General features: G+C 44.3%; 9 protein-coding genes, 1 tRNA gene and 1 rRNA gene. 5 read left to right on the top strand and 6 right to left on the bottom strand.

Annotated features, from left to right (window positions below):
- Positions 1 to 59: 59 nt before the first annotated feature.
- The 4 genes from purF to accD form a co-directional block, all read right to left on the bottom strand.
- Positions 60 to 1,577, bottom strand: a complete 1,518-nt coding sequence (gene purF, locus A359_RS02570; protein ID WP_014888301.1) for an amidophosphoribosyltransferase — start codon at positions 1,575 to 1,577, stop codon at positions 60 to 62.
- Between the two features lie 61 nt (positions 1,578 to 1,638).
- The gene (locus A359_RS02565) at positions 1,639 to 2,097 is read right to left on the bottom strand and encodes a CvpA family protein (protein ID WP_014888300.1); all 459 of its coding nucleotides are present in this window, start codon (positions 2,095 to 2,097) and stop codon (positions 1,639 to 1,641) included.
- Positions 2,098 to 2,940: 843 nt separating this feature from the next.
- Positions 2,941 to 4,209, bottom strand: a complete 1,269-nt coding sequence (gene folC, locus A359_RS02560; protein ID WP_044104732.1) for a bifunctional tetrahydrofolate synthase/dihydrofolate synthase — start codon at positions 4,207 to 4,209, stop codon at positions 2,941 to 2,943.
- Between the two features lie 82 nt (positions 4,210 to 4,291).
- Complete coding sequence (accD, locus tag A359_RS02555) at positions 4,292 to 5,212, bottom strand: acetyl-CoA carboxylase, carboxyltransferase subunit beta (RefSeq protein ID WP_014888298.1); 921 nt, start codon at positions 5,210 to 5,212, stop codon at positions 4,292 to 4,294.
- A 1,803-nt stretch (positions 5,213 to 7,015) separates the two neighbouring features.
- On the opposite strand from accD, the gene fldA reads away from it, so the two are divergent.
- From fldA to groL, 3 genes are all read left to right on the top strand, one after another.
- The gene (gene fldA / locus A359_RS02545) at positions 7,016 to 7,540 is read left to right on the top strand and encodes a flavodoxin FldA (protein WP_014888296.1); all 525 of its coding nucleotides are present in this window, start codon (positions 7,016 to 7,018) and stop codon (positions 7,538 to 7,540) included.
- A 1,645-nt stretch (positions 7,541 to 9,185) separates the two neighbouring features.
- Positions 9,186 to 9,476 carry a co-chaperone GroES gene (locus A359_RS02540; RefSeq protein ID WP_044104547.1) on the top strand — a complete coding sequence of 97 codons (291 nt, stop codon included), beginning with the start codon at positions 9,186 to 9,188 and terminating at the stop codon, positions 9,474 to 9,476.
- Between the two features lie 45 nt (positions 9,477 to 9,521).
- Complete coding sequence (gene groL / locus A359_RS02535) at positions 9,522 to 11,159, top strand: chaperonin GroEL (RefSeq protein ID WP_014888294.1); 1,638 nt, start codon at positions 9,522 to 9,524, stop codon at positions 11,157 to 11,159.
- A gap of 1,574 nt (positions 11,160 to 12,733) precedes the next feature.
- Here groL and A359_RS02530 read toward each other — a convergent pair.
- Complete coding sequence (locus tag A359_RS02530; protein WP_014888292.1) at positions 12,734 to 13,234, bottom strand: ClpXP protease specificity-enhancing factor; 501 nt, start codon at positions 13,232 to 13,234, stop codon at positions 12,734 to 12,736.
- 6 nt (positions 13,235 to 13,240) lie between these two features.
- Positions 13,241 to 13,882, bottom strand: coding sequence for a stringent starvation protein SspA (gene sspA, locus A359_RS02525; RefSeq protein ID WP_014888291.1), 642 nt, complete (start codon positions 13,880 to 13,882; stop codon positions 13,241 to 13,243).
- A 2,459-nt stretch (positions 13,883 to 16,341) separates the two neighbouring features.
- Between sspA and A359_RS02520 the strand changes: the two genes are divergently transcribed.
- Both A359_RS02520 and A359_RS02515 read left to right on the top strand, forming a co-directional pair.
- A tRNA-Glu gene (locus A359_RS02520) sits at positions 16,342 to 16,417 on the top strand.
- Positions 16,418 to 16,549: 132 nt separating this feature from the next.
- Positions 16,550 to 19,551 (top strand): 23S ribosomal RNA (locus A359_RS02515).
- Positions 19,552 to 19,570 lie beyond the last annotated feature (19 nt).

The raw sequence follows: 19,570 nt of genomic DNA, 5'->3' as shown, positions 1-19,570 counted from the left end.
TACATGAAATCAATGTTCATGGTGTGTTTTAAACTACGACTTCACGGGTACGGCATTAATTAATTTTCGTCATGCATTGCAAGATGTTGCACTTCAGCTCGTGCGCGAAGTGCTTTGGCGTGATCGTTGCGAAGCGACTCTAGATAATCAAGGTATGCTTGATCTACATCACGCGTGATGTAGATGCCGTTGAATACCGAGGACTCAAATTGCTTAACATCGGGATTATCTTCCCGCACCGCTTTTTCCAGAGCTGCTAAATCTTGAAAGATCAGCGCATCGGCGCCGATCATCTGTCGAATTTCCTCTACCTCACGACCGTGAGCAATCAGCTCGCTTGCGCTAGGTATATCGATCCCATACACATTTGGGAAGCGGATTTCTGGTGCAGCGGAGGCCAGGTAAACTTGACGGGCACCCGCTTCCCTCGCCATTTCAACAATTTGCTCTGAGGTCGTACCGCGTACGATTGAGTCGTCAACTAGCAGTACATTTTTATCGCGGAATTCAGCACGGTTAGCGTTGAGCTTACGACGAACTGATTGACGCCGAACCTTCTGACCGGGCATGATAAAGGTTCGACCAAGATAGCGGTTTTTGACAAAACCTTGACGATAAGGGTTTTTGAGAATGCGGGCGATCTCTAGAGCGATATCGCAGGAGGTTTCTGGGATGGGGATCACCACATCGATCTTGAGCGTATCCCACTCGCGAGCTATTTTCTCTCCCAGCATCTTACCCATTCGTACACGTGCACTGTAGACTGAAATTTTATCAATAAATGAATCCGGCCTGGCGAAATAGACATACTCAAAAAGACATGGATGATGTCTAGGGTTCTGAGCACATTGCCGACTAAAAAGCTGCCCTTCTCCCGTAACGTACACCGCCTCACCTGGTGTAATGTCGCGTAGAAAATTAAATCCCAGTGTATCCAGCGCTACGCTTTCTGAGGCGACGATATACTCACTTCGTCCATCTTGTAGTGTTCGTTGACCAATCACTAGGGGGCGAATGCCGTTGGGGTCGCGAAAGGCAAATAGACCGTGGCCGATGATCATGCCGATGCATGCGTAGGCGCCTCGAATTTTCTGGTGGGTAGCTGCTACTGCGGCGAAAATATTGTCCGCCTCCAGCGGATAATTCGGGAAACAATCAAGCTCAGCCGCGAAGACGTTAAGCAGTATTTCTGAGTCAGAGGTGGTGTTGACATGACGACGACCGTTTTTAAACAGTGTCCTACGCAATTCGTGGGCGTTAGTCAGGTTGCCGTTGTGCGCTAGGGTTATGCCGAAGGGGGAGTTGACGTAAAATGGCTGTGCTTCTGAGGCACAAGAGCTTCCGGCGGTCGGATAGCGTACATGCCCCAGACCTATGTTGCCCTGCAAGCGCTGCATATGTGAAGCCTCGAAAACATCCTTCACCAGTCCATTCTCTTTATGCAGGTGAAAGCAATTCAATGCATCGATAGTCACAATGCCTGCTGCATCTTGTCCACGATGCTGCAGCACCGTTAATGCATCATATATAGACTGGTTTACCGGCATAAAACCAGCGATTCCGACAATACCGCACATGTTGTTATTTCCTTATCAGAATTACTGATTAACACTACCCAGGTGAGACACGTACCGTGCTTTACGGATAACCAAAAAACCATCTAATGATGTTTCTAAACATCGGTATCAGCTGGGACTGCTGCCAGTCCTGGCTATTGGAAAAACCAGTGAAGTGATTAAGAAAAAATAGTCCAGCTGTTACGATAAAAATGCCTCGTAGAATGCCGAAACAGACACCAAGCTCCCGGTCAGTGCCAGACAAACCGCCCCGTTCCACCAAAAAGTTAAGCAAATACTGTAGGATTGACCCAACAAGTAGCACTAATATGAATATTATTACAATAGCGATGCTGTTCCGCACCATCTGAGCTTTAAAACTACTGAAGTGTATCGCAAGGTCACCGTAGTAATGACTGGTGACAAAAAATGCACATCCCCAAGTCACCAGAGACAATGCTTCACATACGAACCCACGAAAAACGCTTACTAGAGCGGAAAATATAATGATGCTGATAATGACGTAGTCAACCCAGATCATGGATTTTTTCCTTGCTCATACGTGTAGTGAGCTGGTAGAAGTTGAAGTCTAACAGAAACAGTAACCATTTACTCAAGGGGATTAATACCTCATGGTGAAATAAATCATCGAGATTAAAAACTACTTTTTATTTATGAAAGCTCGTGCAGAGGTGTATCCACTGATCACCTGCCTCCCATTGGATGAACAGTCTCAGCATGATTCAGTGAGTCGGATTGAGAATGATGCAGTTGCGGTAACGGCATCGTCACCATGCTCGTTATAGCAGAGCCTACTGCTATGTCTCGTAACCTTTTCCTGGCTGCATGACAGACTTGCAAAGATGTATCATTTATTTATAGAAATGTAATACCCTATTTATGTCGCTACATTTTCTCCAGATTTGGGAGCGAAGGTCGTAGTTATTCCTTGGAGGCTACGGCCCAAAAAATATTCACCTAATCTGTTCCTTTGCTGGGTCTTTAAGGGTGGGGGATAAATAACATAAGCTAAAAATCGAATCTTAGTGATGATTTCTAAGACTTTTACAACGTTTTTCAGTGCTTCTAACTGTACCACCGAGGCTATATTCGCCCTTGGCGCCTTTTGGTTGACCGTCAAGGGTAATGGGTTGTATTGATTGCTATTAGTTTAGTAGTAACTGGGAAAGTGGCGGTGTAATATTATGAGGCTATCACGGTTTTCAGGTTGCGGCATCAGCAGAGTGATGGCGCGTGTTTTCTGGTAGCGTTTCTTGTTACTGTCTAGTAAACCACGCAGTATCAGTACTATTAGTGAGTATACGCACAGCAAGAAGAATCATATACTCTCATCAGGCAGAAGTGCATACCGGTGCTCGGCACATTATGTTTTTATGTCTTCTTTTTCGGCTACAGCCATGACTTCTGATATGGTATGGAACGAGCCGAAGATCAGTACGCAATCATCCTGAGCAGAGTCCGCTCTTGCTTGACGCCAGGCGCTTATCACATCATTGAACTGTTTCGAGTTACCGTCAAGATGGTCGGCGAGTTGCGCGGCGCTGGCGCCTCGTGGTCCATCGAGAGATGCGCAATACCAGACATCTACCTTCTTTTTCAGACAAGCGAGCGTACCTGCAATATCTTTATCCGATAGCATGCCTACGACCGCCAGGAGCCGCCCAGCTCGGGGTAGGACTCTGAGGCTGCTGGCTAGGTAGGCAGCAGCCTGGGGGTTGTGCGCCACGTCTAATATTGTTAGAGGCGTTTGGCTGATACACTGGAAACGTCCAGGCAGCTCTGCCATACGCAAGCCCTGGTGCACCGCTTCTTCCGGAACAGCGAATGATAAGCGGTTAATAGCAGCTAACGCGGTGGCGGCATTTCCCAGAGGAATCCCAGGTAGAGGTAGTGTCTTTAGCTCACGTACGCTGTCCCACCAACGCCAGTGCTGGCCGTTGCTCTGAAACCACCAATCGCGATCGCGGGCGTATAAAATAGAGCCGATATCGATTGCAGCAGAATCAACCGTCGTTGGCCTATCTGGCTCTCCCACAATTACTGGCCGATTACGCCTAAAGATACCGGCTTTTTCCCGCGCGATACTAGCGCGATCCGTGCCAAGGCAATCTGTGTGATCGAGAGCAATGGACGTAATAACTGCAAGATCGGCATCAACTATATTAGTGGCATCCAGACGTCCTCCTAGTCCAACCTCAAGGATAACGATATCCAGCGAGGCTTGCCGGAATAGCTCTAGTGCCGCGAGCGTGCCAAACTCAAAATAGCTAAGGGACATTTGTCCGCGGCCAGCCTCGATCACTGCCATAGCGGCGCTATGATCAGCGTTTGTCAACTCACGTCCTAGAATACGCACCCGTTCGGTGTAGCGCAGTAAATGAGGGGAGCTATAGACCCCAACCTTTATGCCATGTGCTAGCAAGATGACCTCTAATAGACGGCAAGTGGTGCCTTTTCCGTTAGTACCACCGACAGAAATGACGTAGGGCGCTGGATTTAGTAAGTTTAGGGTAGTGGCTACATGTCCTGCTCGTTCCAGACCTAGATCACAAGTCTTATCATGCAGGTGTTCAATATAATACAGCCAGGAGGCCAGCGGCGAGCTGGCCGTAGGGACGGGAAGATGTTTTATTTTTTTTTTCATTAGTTTATATGCAGTTCTCAATAAACCCGACCATGAACATAGGAGGGGGTAGAAGACTGTCACGGCCTATCTATGACTCATCCTGGCGATTGTCCTGAATAGGATCGGAGGAATCTTCGCGCGGTATTGTATCCCTTGGCTCCGCTTGGTGGGTAAGTTTTGCCAGTATGCGAGCAAGATGCAAGCGCATCTCTGGGCGCCGCACTATAAGATCGAGCGCACCTTTTTCCAGCAGAAATTCACTACGCTGAAAGCCGGATGGTAGTTTTTCACGTACAGTCTGTTCAATCACACGTGGTCCCGCAAAGCCAATGAGCGCTCTGGGCTCAGCAATGTTCAAATCTCCAAGCATTGCCAGGCTTGCCGAAACCCCTCCCATGGTGGGATCGGTCAGCACGGAAAGGTAGGGCAGCCTTCGCTCGCGCAGGCGAGCTAGGGCAGCGCTGGTTTTGGCCATCTGCATTAGCGACATCAATGCTTCCTGCATGCGCGCACCGCCGCTGGCGGAAAACAATACTAGCGGACAGTCGTCTGCCATGGCCCCTTCCACGGCGCGCACAAAACGCGCGCCGACTACCGAGGACATTGATCCACCGATAAAGGCGAATTCAAATGAAGCGGTTACCAACGGCATACGGTATAACGTTCCTTTCATGACCACCAAAGCATCTTTCTCTTTAGTAGTTTTCTGGGCGGCGGCTAGGCGATCCTTGTACTTTTTAGAGTCCCGGAATTTTAGGATGTCTTTCGGTGACAATTCGCTTCCGATTTCGGACCCACTGCCTGCATCTAAGAAAGACTTTAAGCGCGCACGCGCCGTGATACGCATATGGTGATCGCATTTAGGACAGACTTCTAAATTTCGCTCGAGCTCGGCTCGATAAAGAACCTGGCTACAGCTATCACATTTGGTCCATACGCCCTCAGGAATATTAGCGCGGTGCGTTGCGGTGATCGTACTTTTATTGAGAATTCGTTCAATCCAGCTCATCGATAGCCTTTCTTCTTGAACCCGGCATGTGCCAGTCGGGTATATGTCTACTGCATCTTTATATCGCCGCCAGAAGATCATCATCTCTGGTGCTTTCGGCGAGAAATGGTGGGAAGTGAAGTTTAACTATTACACCATAACGCTAGGGACTTGGCATCGAAAAGTATTACTTTTTGTATATTTTTTTGATAGTGTCTCGCTATGACTCGTGCGCCCTGTTAAGAAAAATGCAGTTTTGCTCTGCTTTTCCAGCAGGTCTAGCAGTGCTGAAAGTACTATACTCTCTAGGGCAAATCACTAATATATTTTTCTGAGCGATCGAAGTGTTGCCGAAAACATGACCTAGATACTTACGTAATAAAGTAACCGAAATGTGTTTTATTATTATAAAATTGAGATGCTCATTTATAAGACATGCTGGTGTTTTTTTGGAAAAATGATTTTTATGAGTCAAGCCAAACTTGAACATCATCTATGAGTCTCCTGACTACAAATTTTTTTAAGCATCGCGGGTCTTTGCATTGATGACTGAATGTGTCAGTTACTGCTGAATGGAGAGAGAAGGCACTCTTTAATGAAATAGATTATTGTTTTTTTCAAAACAAGCCACCGTAACACGATCGCCATGATGACCGTGGTGGGTCTCCCCTTTCTATGAGGATTCGCCAGAGATGAACGAACTATATTTTTACGCTTCAATAGAGTTATTCGGTTAGATTCTCCAGATTATTCCTTATTAAGAGGCAGCGAAAAGGTATTTTTTATCATCATAACCGGCTGCGTTCATTAATAGAGATGAACCTATATCTTTTATGACGACTCAGTATGAAGATAAGCGTTATCTCCCCCGGGGCCATCTTATCATGTATTCTCACTGCATGATTTTACGTTCTAATAATCGGGGGGTCAGTTTTGTTCACGAAGAAATAATAATCTATTGATTTAGAGAAATTGATATTATTATCACCATGATTTACTGGGACTCCCTGCGTAAAAATATTCAAGACCCGTCTAAATAGAGGCGTCTATCTACATTCAGTAAAGAGCCCCAAGGCATATCTCTTATACAGTATACTTTTTAGGGCGATGTGCTACTGCCGTGCCTTGTTGTACATGGCTTGTGGATGATTATAAACTGTAGTTATTTTACAGACGTCACGTGCTTTTAGCCATGTGATGAATTGAGCCAATGCGTCTCTAAACATTAGATTTCTGCGACATGTTAGTGCATGACACAACCCTCAGCATAAGATCCTATAAATCTTATTTACCCTGCCCATTACTTAAGTTGAGATATCCCAAAATAGCAACCAGGGAAAACAACGGACTATTATACTAATCTGCATTGGTGTCCGAAGTAATTTTGAGGGGGGAGACAGGTATATTACCAGCAGGTAGGTATACTGCCGGCTATCCCATAATATGCGCAGATTAAAAGAACATAGATTATCCAGACGTGGCGTGGAAACCTTCTAGGCACTGTTTTCCATTAATGAACAGTCAACGCAAGGTAGTCGTGGTTCGGTATAAATACATCGACCCATTAACTCGCTCTTTCCCCAGGTGAGTGTATTGAGTGCTTCTTGTACTGGCGGCGTGTGAGCATACATCTCATTGCTGTAGTATGATTGGATAGATATTACATTACTAACTGCGCATTTGATAGGCGCCGGGTATGCGCTAGCGGATTTGACGAACAGTCTCTAGAAGACGTCACCTGATAGTGAGGTCTTCTATCATTTACCTTATCAGGTTACGGTTGAAGATTGCGTGTGCCCTTAATATTGCGAGGTTTTGATAGTTATGACGAATGTAGGAATTTTTTTTGGCAGTGATACTGGTAATACCGAAAATATTGCTAAGAGAATCCAGGAGAAACTCGGTACCGATGTTGCTGATATTTTTGACATCGCTCATAGCAGAAAAGAAGATTTGGAACAGTATGATCGGCTTTTGTTGGGTATCCCGACCTGGTATTACGGAGAAGCGCAGTGCGATTGGGATGATTTTTTCCCTACGTTAAAAGATATCGATTGCAGAGGGAAGCGTATTGCACTGTTCGGATGCGGGGATCAGGAAGATTACTCGGAGTATTTCTGCGACGCAATGGGTACCCTTCGGGACATCATTCAATTTTGTGGGGCTACCCTGGTTGGCTATTGGCCAACTGCCGGTTATTGTTTTGAGGCATCTAAAGGATTAGCTGACGCGGATCACTTTCTTGGCTTAGCGATTGATGAGGACCGACAGCCTGAGATGACCTCCGAACGTGTTGACCTCTGGGTTCAAAAGGTTCGTGCAGAGATGGATTTGGGGGTTAACTGCTGATTGTCTCTCCAAGTTAAAAAAGCAGATTATATACTGAAATCATTTTTCACTTTTAAAGTGATAGTCATATTTTTACACCTTATTTGCGCTAAAAGTATAGTTATATAACTCTTATTGTGAATTTGTAACCTTACAGGATAAAGATAAGCGCCACTTCTAACTTAACTATAGCTACACATGATGCTCGTTTCCATGTTTGACTGAGAGTTTTAGAATGAGCAATGATACATGTTTACGCCGACGATTGTCATAGGATGTGTTATGGGGTCACCTGATTAGCAAGTAACAGGACTCAAGTTGCATGACTGACTAGAGCATTAGATTAAAAAAGCCGGCTTGAAAGTGATGTTGCCTAGACTGAAGATTCTAGAGGTGTTTCAAGTTCCGGCATGCTTCTATGTTAGAGTGAAAAATTTTTATAAAAAATGGATATTAAAGAGGATACAGGACATGAGCTACGGTTTGCCACATGCTCAATCAGTGCAATACCGCTGGTATTGTTACGCGTCATAATTTTCATGGCGGCAAAGCGGTGTTTAAGTTGACGCAGAAAAAAATAATGATCATCTATTTATGTGGTTTGTGGGCAGGGTCATCGAATTTCATGATGAGCTTACAGAGGCGCGTTAGCACAATATTGCGAAAAAGCATAACATAATACTTACTAACAACAGCCCCTGTCTTTAATTGCCATTTTATGGCAGGCAAATTCTATGAATGTAAAAACTGCATGATCTAATAGATTAGAGTCGTATGTAATAGCATTGAGATCATCTCTCTAGGCCCTGCACAAGCCTCATTCAGACGATATCCATGTCCTGCGTTCTATGAGACCCCGCTGAATATAAATCTATTATACTGTTAGTTCAGTACACTAAGGCAGCATCATTATGATGAAATGATTTAATGAATGACTTTCATTAGATCATTAAATAATAAAACAGCATGTTGTGCTGTTGCACGGCTACTTAGAATATGCTCATTATGACGAATATCACATTTTCTAATGAAATCTAGCTGAAGTATTATATATTGAGAATACTGGATTATGTTATTGAATTGATAAAATAAAATACTTTTAAAGATTGTACGCTGTCGGCGTACGGGAATGGCAGATATATCTAATCTAGAATCACGAGGCCATAGTTTATTGGCAAACTCAAGCTTGATACAGGCACGCTTTTTATTACAGTGACATATCGGGAAAGCGCAATATCAGAAAAACACAATCTCTATTCTCCAATAAGCACTATGACACCTTCATTATATTGCAATATAAGATTTCAAAAAAAATTTAGCAGTCAGTAAACTCACATAACCTGGCTAAATTTTCAGAGCACCACCAACCCTGCTGCTTACATTTTTGGGGGGCGCTTTGTCATGTGCTGTATGTTAACGTTAGGTCCCTAAACCGCACCAGAATGAGAGAGATCAAAACAGATGGAAAGAAAAATATAACCATTTGATTTAGATAATGTAAAGTTTTTATAGACGGAATTCTATTCCGTTAGTAAAAAAAAACGGCCTTCTCCCCTTGAAGCTTCTCTCAACGCCCCCATCTTAGTTCATTAACTAAGCCAGGTATGCCATCATGCTTGGCATTCATCCCAAAACTGCTATTGACTTTCTCAAAGGAGAGTTATCAATGAAAATTCGTCCACTACATGATCGCGTTATCGTTAAGCGTAAAGTTGAAGCCAAATCTGCAGGCGGCATAGTCTTAACTGGTGCTGCAGCAGGCAAGTCTACTCGCGGTGCCGTCATGGCTGTTGGGAACGGCCGTATTCTAGAAAACGGTGAAGTGAAATCGCTAGACGTAAAAGTTGGGGACATTGTCATTTTCAATGACGGATATAGCGTGAAAGCTGAGAAAATTGACAACGATGAAGTGTTGATTATGTCTGAAAGCGACATTCTTGCTGTCGTTGAGCAGTAATCTGCACGTCACTATCTAAACTGAAAGAATGTAAGGAAAATAAAAATGGCAGCTAAAGACGTAAAGTTCGGTAACGATGCCCGCGTAAAAATGCTGCGCGGCGTAAATGTTTTAGCCGATGCAGTAAAAGTCACCCTAGGCCCTAAAGGTCGCAATGTGGTGCTAGATAAATCCTTCGGTGCACCTATTATCACCAAAGACGGCGTGACGGTCGCACGTGAAATTGAATTGGAAGATAAGTTTGAAAACATGGGTGCGCAGATGTTGAAAGAGGTTGCCTCCAAAGCCAATGACGCTGCGGGCGATGGAACCACTACTGCAACCGTACTGGCACAATCTATTGTTAATGAAGGCTTGAAGGCCGTAGCCGCCGGTATGAATCCAATGGATCTTAAGCGCGGTATTGACAAGGCGGTTATCGCTGCAGTAGAAGAACTGAAAAAATTGTCTGTACCTTGCTCGGATTCCAAAGCGATCGCTCAGGTGGGCACCATCTCCGCCAATGCTGATGAAACCGTCGGCACCTTAATCGCTGAAGCGATGGCAAAAGTCGGTAAAGAAGGAGTTATAACTGTCGAAGAGGGCTCTGGTTTACAGGATGAGCTCGATGTAGTGGAGGGTATGCAGTTCGATCGCGGCTATCTCTCCCCGTATTTTGTGAACAAGCCAGAAACCGGCACGGTTGAACTTGAAAGCCCGTTTATTTTGCTGGCCGACAAGAAAATCTCCAATATTCGCGAAATGTTGCCAATGCTAGAAGCTGTAGCCAAAGCAGGGAAGCCATTATTGATTATCGCTGAAGATGTTGAAGGCGAAGCACTGGCCACACTGGTGGTAAACACTATGCGTGGGATAGTAAAAGTGGCTGCTGTAAAGGCGCCAGGTTTCGGTGATCGTCGCAAGGCAATGCTAAAAGATATTGCAATCCTGACCGCAGGTACCGTAATTTCCGAAGAAATCGGATTAGAGCTTGAAAAAGCTACCATGGAAGATATGGGACATGCCAAACGCGTCGTTATCACTAAAGATAGCACCACCATAATTGACGGGTTAGGTGATAAAGCGTTGATCAATAGCCGCATTGCGCATATTAACCAGCAGCGAGACGAAGCTACTTCTGATTACGATCGTGAAAAACTACAAGAACGTGTGGCTAAACTAGCCGGTGGTGTTGCGGTGATAAAAGTAGGGGCAGCTACCGAAGTTGCCATGAAAGAGAAAAAATCTCGTGTTGAAGACGCTTTACATGCCACCCGTGCGGCAGTTGAAGAGGGCGTGGTCGCAGGTGGTGGTGTGGCACTCATTCGTGTAGCCAATAGCATTGCTGAATTGCGTGGCGACAATGAAGATCAAAACGTTGGCATTAAGGTTGCTCGCCGCGCGATGGAAGCTCCCCTACGTCAGATCGTAGCTAACGCAGGAGAAGAACCGTCCGTTATTGCCGATAAAGTAAAGGCTGGTACAGGTAATACAGGTTATAACGCCGCTACTGAAGAGTACGGCAACATGATAGATACTGGTATTTTAGACCCCACTAAGGTCACTCGTTCCGCGCTGCAGTATGCAGCTTCTATTGCTGGTCTGATGATCACTACAGAATGCATGGTAACGGATTTACCAAAGGAAGAAAAACCTGACTTAGGCGGAGCAGGTGGCATGGGGGGAATGGGCGGAATGATGTAATCATTCTCTATTTTTCAGAGCATTAAAAACCCTGGCCTTGCCAGGGTTTTTTTTATCAACGTACCAGAGAGGATTGCTTGTTGTCGAGATTAAGAGCACTATCTAGGGGTGGTGTTTAAATCTAAAAAGTAACAGTTTCAGTTAGCAAACATTAGTAATGCAGCTTGCCCTTTTACTAGGTATTGTGAATGCTCTACGGATTCTTTTTGTTAACCACGACGCGATTATGTCGATAGCGTGAGATCGTTCAGCATTATGCTCGGCACTGCAGAATTGAGATAAACCTCCTTTTAGCTTATGTTTTTTAGATATTGCGCTACTGTGCATCTGTATTAAATTCAGAGAACCGTATTCATCAATGTCCTGTATCTGCAGAATAAACCTGCACAGAGAGTGACTCGTGTTATTCTTTTTACCTCCATATGGCATATGCAAAACTCTACTGTTTTTAACGCTCGATGACTTGACTAACCTCAGGTTTTAGTTAAAAAATTTATGGTTAGCGCTAAAATAGTCATATGAGTGATTTCTCGTTGTTGTGGTTATGTTTTTATTGCTCATTAACTATCCTTGCAAGGATGTCGCACACTCCGTTGAAAGAGAAGCTGTATACAGCACGGCAGCGCTCTGGGTAAGATCTTAAAAATATTATTTATTATTCGAATAATAATCAATAGCCAACTTAGTATAGTCAATCAGGCGATGAGGGTCTTCATAAAAAATGAGCCCTTTCATTTTTGCGAATAACAGAAATATTGAGCTTGGTTCTGAATAGAGCTACGATGTTTGAGATAGATTTTATAACATCACTGGTTGAGTGATTGTAAATTTTAATGTTATTATACTTGAATAACGTCACTATGAAATTAGTGTTCTGATCTGACGATCACTGAGCAGTGTTATTGATTCAACCCATCCCTTTATAACCTCAACGTTTAATGCGTTACTATAGAGTGTTCACTAGAGAAATAGCTTTCGGTCAGTATATGGTCAGGGGAATTTTTTTTGATACTGAGAGTTGGCTAATATTGTGCTAACTGAGAAAAAGCATTATTGTCAGTACCGGACTCCGGCTGAAAGGTACTAGTCTGTTGATCCGTCAGTAATGTTTGCGTTTAATTTTAATACTGAGATCAATGTTTTCTGAACGTGAGACTCTCTCGTCGACACTCTTAAGCAGCGATTACAACCAAGAGATGCACAACCTTTAACTACATGCTTTCTCAGTTTCGACTTGATACTATCTTGGGTCAAGAGACGTACGGTTTCGCGATTATTTCATTACATATAATGCCGCGTAACTGGTCTGTACGTATGTTTTTCCCCAGGGCTGGAGGGTGTACAGAATGCTCTAAAGAATCACTTTTATCTAAGTCTGTCATAGAAAAAGCGTATCTCTGTAATACTAAGAACGCATAGTAGTTTTCTTATTAGAACGGGCGTGTTTCTTATTAAGTTCAGGTCTTCTTCCCTATAATTAGCAGACTAGATAATATGATTGCAGGATAAAGTGCCGGCTCTGGAAGCGTAAGAAGCCTCGAGCACATTATCATAAAGAAGGGATATAAGGTACATTACTTCACCACGCGCAATAACGGTTTGCCTCGGCCTTTTAGTGGTGTGGATGGTGTTTTTTCCTGCAGATCCGACGGCGTTTGATCTGGCTGGGCGCCATAGATAACTGACATAGCAAGCGGTGTGTTCGGGTGATCAACTCTTTTGTTATCTTCTGGCGACATCGTCTCGTATGCCACCTCGGATTCAAATATTTCGCCGATCCCATTTTCGTAAGCGTAAATAGCTAGAATGCTTGACATTGGTAACAGAACCTTATGCGGCATCCCACTAAATCTAGCATTGAATTTTAATTCATCGATGCCGAGAAATAGATTGTTCACTGCACACGGTGCAATATTGAGCACGATTTTCCCGTAGCGCGCACATTCGATTGGCGCCATCACGCCATCAATGTTGACATCTACTACAAGATGCGGTGTGAGCTGATTATCAAGAAGCCATTGGTACCACGCTCTCAGAAGGTAAGGCCTGCGCGGTGAAAAGGGCATCACTTCCATTTTTCTTTATCCCCTGACTTTCAGGCGCATGTCGCGCTCTGCTTCTGTTAAAGACGCCAGGAATGTATCGCGTTCAAATACCCGCGTCATATAGCCCTTTACCTCTTTAGCACCAGGACCAGCCAGTTCAATGCCTAGTTGCGGCAAACGCCAGAGAAGTGGGGCTAGATAGCAATCTATTAGGCTGAATTCTTCGCTCATGAAGAAGGGCGCTTCGTTAAACACTGGCGCCGCAGCCAGGATCTCTGTGCGCAATTGCCAGCGCGTGTTATCTATTTCACTAACTCGGTTTTGTTCGATTTTATGCATCAGGGTGTACCAATCGTTTTCTATCCGGTGCATCATCAAGCGGCTGGTGCCTCGTGCTACCGGATAAACCGGCATCAGCGGAGGATGAGGGAATCGTTCACCTAAGTATTCCATTATAATACGGGACTCGTAAAGTGTTAGTTCGCGATCAACCAGCGTCGGTACGGTGCTGTAGGGATTAAGGTCAATTAAGTGCTGCGGCAGATTATTCATGTCAACCAGTTCAATTTCAACACTAACCCCTTTTTCCGCTAGGACTATGCGTACTTGATGGCTAAAAATGTCGGTCATACCGGAAAATAGTGTCATCACCGAACGTTTGTTGGCAGCGACAGCCATAGAACCCTCCAAGTTTTATTAAGAAAATACCGGCAATAACCCTAAATCTAGAGCTATATTCCTAACTTGTTTACCGTTGATTAGCAACCATTTTTCTGGTCCCAACCAGAGCTAGTAAGCATGTGGCCGATTAAAAACAAGGCTCGTTAATCAAAGGCAATAGACATAGAGTCTCTGCTTAGTTTAGCAGAGTTTGCTTATTTTGTGGGATCATATGGTCAATGACAGGTTAAATGTATATATACATTACATTTTAGCCTAACAGTGCTCTCACTGATGAAAAGAGTCTTCCATCACGAGGGCGCTGATTATCTTGCCATGCATGTTTATCCTTACGCTAAAGGGGTCTGAAGGACTATGTTGAGTAGATTGCTTTACATATTGAGAGATGCTTCTAAGATAGTAGAGACTATGCTTGCCTTATTAAGAGATAAAAGACAATTTATGATAGCATAAAAGGTTAATGTATTGTTTCATGCTGCTTTTGGTCTTTGATGAACTGCACAGGTCTGGCCGTGTGTGTTAAAGAAGCATTGACAATCTGGCAGTAGGGTACTAAAACATGACGTATCAAGCAATTAGCGTCTGACGCTTGTCTTAAGCATGAAATATAACAGTATCTTTATGCTGATGCTTTTTATAAGACTCTCAGTGATGCACTACCGCTACCGGGATGCAGTAGGTCACGTCTATCGGGCAACTTAGTAAACCATTGACTGATGCAGCTGACGATAAATGTGTGCTTGGTTTAGGAAAAACATAGCATAGCTCATCCAGCCATGGTGGCGATATTTTAGTAGCGTCACGCTATCCTAGCGTGCATCATCCTGATCATTGAATATCAACATCCGTGTAGTTAAAATTTAGAACCTGAACTGCAGATGTTAGATCAGTAAATGATAACCATTTCATCATCGTTAGGCATAAGGGGATCTGGCTATCTTCCGGTTTAAAACACTGTCAATCATTGCTTGATAGTCTGTGTGACTATAATGTGTAGGTGAGTGGCGGATGTCTAAGGTGTTATTTGTGCTCTTAAATTACTAAATAATATTTTTAAAAATGATTAATACTACAGACATGCCGCAAGAGCCGCGCTGTTAGCGACAAACTTATTATTGACGTGAGTGCATCCACAATACTCACTGAAAGAATGTTCAATTATTAGAAAGCGCTTGTTTCACATCTTTAGGTGCCTATAATTAATTGACATAAGTTGTTGTTTGTTAACCTATGAAACGCCCCGTCAACAGAAAAAGTTAGAAAAATTAAAAAAGCTTGACATTGTATACAAAACGCAGATAATGGAAAATTAATTTACTATTTTTCTTTTTTAACTTTTTTACTAAAAAAGCTAGCAGCTAATAAAACATAAACACAAAAGTAATAAAAATGTATATAGTCTAAATTATCACAAATCACCTACTTTTTAAAAAATTTTTATCCACTTACTAATCAAAGTTAAAGCATCCTAAGAGTAAAAATGGAAAAATATCTAATGTACTGCGTAAAAACTTTTCCGTCAAGAGGCTTCTAGATAAGAAGAATTTTAAAAACCTTTTTAATGAAAAGGTTGAGAATAAGATAAAAACATATTTAAAATACGGGTCAAGCCTATCTTTACGCTTCAAAACATAAAAAAGTGGCTACTTTGCAGTGTAACTTTAATGAATAAAAAACTTGCAACAAGCAGTAAAGCACGATAGGTTACTATAACACAAACAGAAATAATCACTTAGAAAAGCATGCATAATCTTATAATGACTTTAATTTTTTACAATAATCACAATTGAGTCTATGTCTGTGATCACTCGTAGTCATTATATATTTTATAGGTAAAAAGTAGCGCTTGCTTATACAGTAGGTTTTGGTGTAAGACTAATACCCAAAGGGTAATCAAAAAGCGGACAGCCCTATTAAATTTAGAGAAAAAATACAAATAAAGCCTTTAATGGGCGTTTTTCACAACTTTACCTATGAAATAAATTGCAATTCATGTCGTGCAGATTAACGCAAATTTTATGGTAAAGACTCTATTACAAGAGCAGGGACTAAGAGTTTTATAAACCACAACACTATGAAGCAAGTATCGTCAAATTTATTAAATAACAAAACCAGCGCCATGTGTCGCATAAGAAACATCTTATGTTATCATTCCAAATTTGCAGCGGGAAGTAATAACACCTTGATGATATTATTTTTGTAGAAAAAACATCTGGGGCTATACAAAAAATTAAATATGTGATATGCTTCTATCCATCGGTAGAAGACCAGCAAAATTTATTTTGCTAGATAATAAAAAAGCCTAATTTTGGTATAGGTTTTGCGTAGTAGAGCCCCATGTTAGCATGCTCTACTTCCCTCAGCTTTGAGCTGACCAACCTACTTATAGGGTAGGTTGGGTGTGATAGGCGTCACAAGGCAAGCAGCTTGTAGTCGCCTCTTATATGACGTTTTGTGTCCCCTTCGTCTAGCGGCCTAGGACACTGCCCTTTCACGGCGGCAACAGGGGTTCGAACCCCCTAGGGGACGCCATTGTTACGTGATTTCTGAGCTCGTTTTTTTAAAGCGTGCTGCGAAATACCGTTCTTTAAAAATCTGGAATAAGCTGACAATTTAACAATACTTGATTACAAGCTTAGTATCAAAAACAGCTCAGGGTTGTGAGGTTAAGTGAATAAGCGTACACGGTCAATGCCTTGGCAGTCAGAGGCGATGAAGGACGTGCTAATCTGCGAAAAGCGCCGGCAAGCTGATATGAAGCGTTACTAGCCGACGATCTCCGAATGGGGAAACCCGGTGTAACTCGTTACACCATCTTCAGGTAAATCAATAGCCTGATGAAGCGAACCAAGGAAACTGAAACATCTCAGTACCTTGAGGAAAAGAAATCAACCGAGATTCCCTTAGTAGCGGCGAGCGAACGGGGAGCAGCCCAGAGCCAGCATCAACTAACGCATTAGGAAAGCAGTCTGGAAAGACTGGCAATAGAGGGTGATAGCCCCGTATCTGAAAATGCGCTTGTTGTGAGCTCGATAAGTAGGGCGGGACACGTGATATCCTGTCTGAATATGGGGGGACCATCCTCCAAGGCTAAATACTACTGACTGACCGATAGTGAACTAGTACCGTAAGGGAAAGGCGAAAAGAACCCCGGCAAGGGGAGTGAAATAGAACCTGAAACCGTGTACGTACAAGCAGTGGGAGCACTTTTGAGGTGTGACTGCGTACCTTTTGTATAATGGGTCAGCGACTTATATTCTGTAGCAAGGTTAACCGTATAGGGGAGCCGTAGGGAAACCGAGTCTTAAATGGGCGATTTAAGTTGCAGTGTATAGACCCGAAACCCGGTGATCTAGCCATGAGCAGGTTGAAGGTTAAGTAACATTAATTGGAGGACCGAACCGACTAATGTTGAAAAATTAGCGGATGACTTGTGGCTAGGGGTGAAAGGCCAATCAAACCGGGAGATAGCTGGTTCTCCCCGAAAGCTATTTAGGTAGCGCCTCTTGAACTCATCTTCGGGGGTAGAGCACTGTTTCGGCTAGGGGTCCATCCCGGATTACCAATCCGATGCAAACTACGAATACCGAAGAATGTTATCAAGGGAGACACACGGCGGGTGCTAACGTCCGTCGTGAAGAGGGAAACAACCCAGACCGCCAGCTAAGGTCCCAAAGTCATGGTTAAGTGGGAAACGATGTGGGAAGGCCTAGACAGCCAGGATGTTGGCTTAGAAGCAGCCATCATTTAAAGAAAGCGTAATAGCTCACTGGTCGAGTCGGCCTGCGCGGAAGATGTAACGGGGCTAAACCATGCACCGAAGCTGCGGCAGCGGACGTATCACTTAAAACGCTTAATATGTTAGACAGCAAGTGCATCTAACACGCATAAAGTCCTAACACGGTCGGCTGCTATGGAAAAGCATTTTAAGGATACGTCCGTTGGGTAGGGGAGCGTTCTGTAAGCCTGTGAAGGTGGCTCGTAAGGGCTGCTGGAGGTATCAGAAGTGCGAATGCTGACATAAGTAACGATAAAGCGGGTGAAAAACCCGCTCGCCGGAAGACCAAGGGTTCCTGTTCAACGTTAATCGGAGCAGGGTAAGTCGACTCCTAAGGCGAGTCCGAAAGGCGTAGTCGATGGGCAACAGGTTAATATTCCTGTACTAGGTGTGACTGCGAAGGGGGGACGAAGAAAGCTAGGTTTTCTGGGCGCCGGTTGTCCCAGTTCAAGCGTGAAGGTGGAGTGAGTAGGAAAACCCGCTCATTCTTAACACTGAGGCGTGATGACGAGCCACTACGGTGGCGAAGAAATTAATGCTCTGCTTCCAAGAAAAGCCTCTAAGCTCCAGGTTGCATCTAATCGTACCCCAAACCGACACAGGTGGTCAGGTAGAGAATACCCAGGCGCTTGAGAGAACTCGGGTGAAGGAACTAGGCAAAATAGTGCCGTAACTTCGGTAGAAGGCACGCTGGCATGTAAGTAAAAGGCGTTCGCCATGAGCTGAAGCCAGTCGCAGAGAAAAGCTGGCTGCAACTGTTTATTAAAAACACAACACTGTGCAAACACGAAAGTGGACGTATACAGTGTGACGCCTGCCCGGTGCCGGAAGGTTAATTGATGGGGTTATCGCTTGCGAAAAGCTCTTGATCGAAGCCCCGGTAAACGGCGGCCGTAACTATAACGGTCCTAAGGTAGCGAAATTCCTTGTCGGGTAAGTTCCGACCTGCACGAATGGCGTAATGATGGCCAGGCTGTCTCCACCCGAGACTCAGTGAAATTGAATTCGCCGTGAAGATGCGGTGTACCCGCGGTAAGACGGAAAGACCCCGTGAACCTTTACTATAGCTTGACACTGAACATTAAGCCTTGATGTGTAGGATAGGTGGAAGGCATTGAAGTGTGGACGCCAGTTCGCATGGAGCCAACCTTGAAATACCACCCTTAAATGTTTGATGTTCTCACTTAGGCCCGTCATCCGGGTCGAGGACCGTGTCTGGCAGGTAGTTTGACTGGGGCGGTCTCCTCCTAAAATGTAACGGAGGAGCACGAAGGTTAGCTAATCACGGTCGGACATCGTGAGGTTAGTGCAAAGGCATAAGCTAGCTTAACTGCGAGAGTGACGGCTCGAGCAGATGCGAAAGCAGGTCTTAGTGATCCGGTGGTTCTGAATGGAAGGGCCATCGCTCAACGGATAAAAGGTACTCCGGGGATAACAGGCTGATACCGCCCAAGAGTTCATATCGACGGCGGTGTTTGGCACCTCGATGTCGGCTCATCACATCCTGGGGCTGTAGTAGGTCCCAAGGGTATGGCTGTTCGCCATTTAAAGTGGTACGCGAGCTGGGTTTAGAACGTCGTGAGACAGTTCGGTCCCTATCTACCGTGGGCGCTGGAAGATTGAGAGGGGCTGCTCCTAGTACGAGAGGACCGGAGTGGACGAACCGCTGGTATTCGGGTTGTCATGCCAATGGCATTGCCCGGTAGCTACGTTCGGAAGAGATAACCGCTGAAAGCATCTAAGCGGGAAACTTGCCTCAAGATGAGTCTTCCCTGAGGCTTCGAGCCTCCTGAAGGAACGTTAAAGACGATGACGTTGATAGGTTGGGTGTGTAAGCGCTGTAAGGCGTTGAGCTAACCAATACTAATGATCCGTGAGACTTAACCTTACAACACCTGAGCTGTTTA

It is taken from the genome of secondary endosymbiont of Ctenarytaina eucalypti (assembly GCF_000287335.1).
Taxonomy (GTDB): domain Bacteria; phylum Pseudomonadota; class Gammaproteobacteria; order Enterobacterales; family Enterobacteriaceae.
This window is presented reverse-complemented; position numbering and strand designations above follow the sequence as displayed.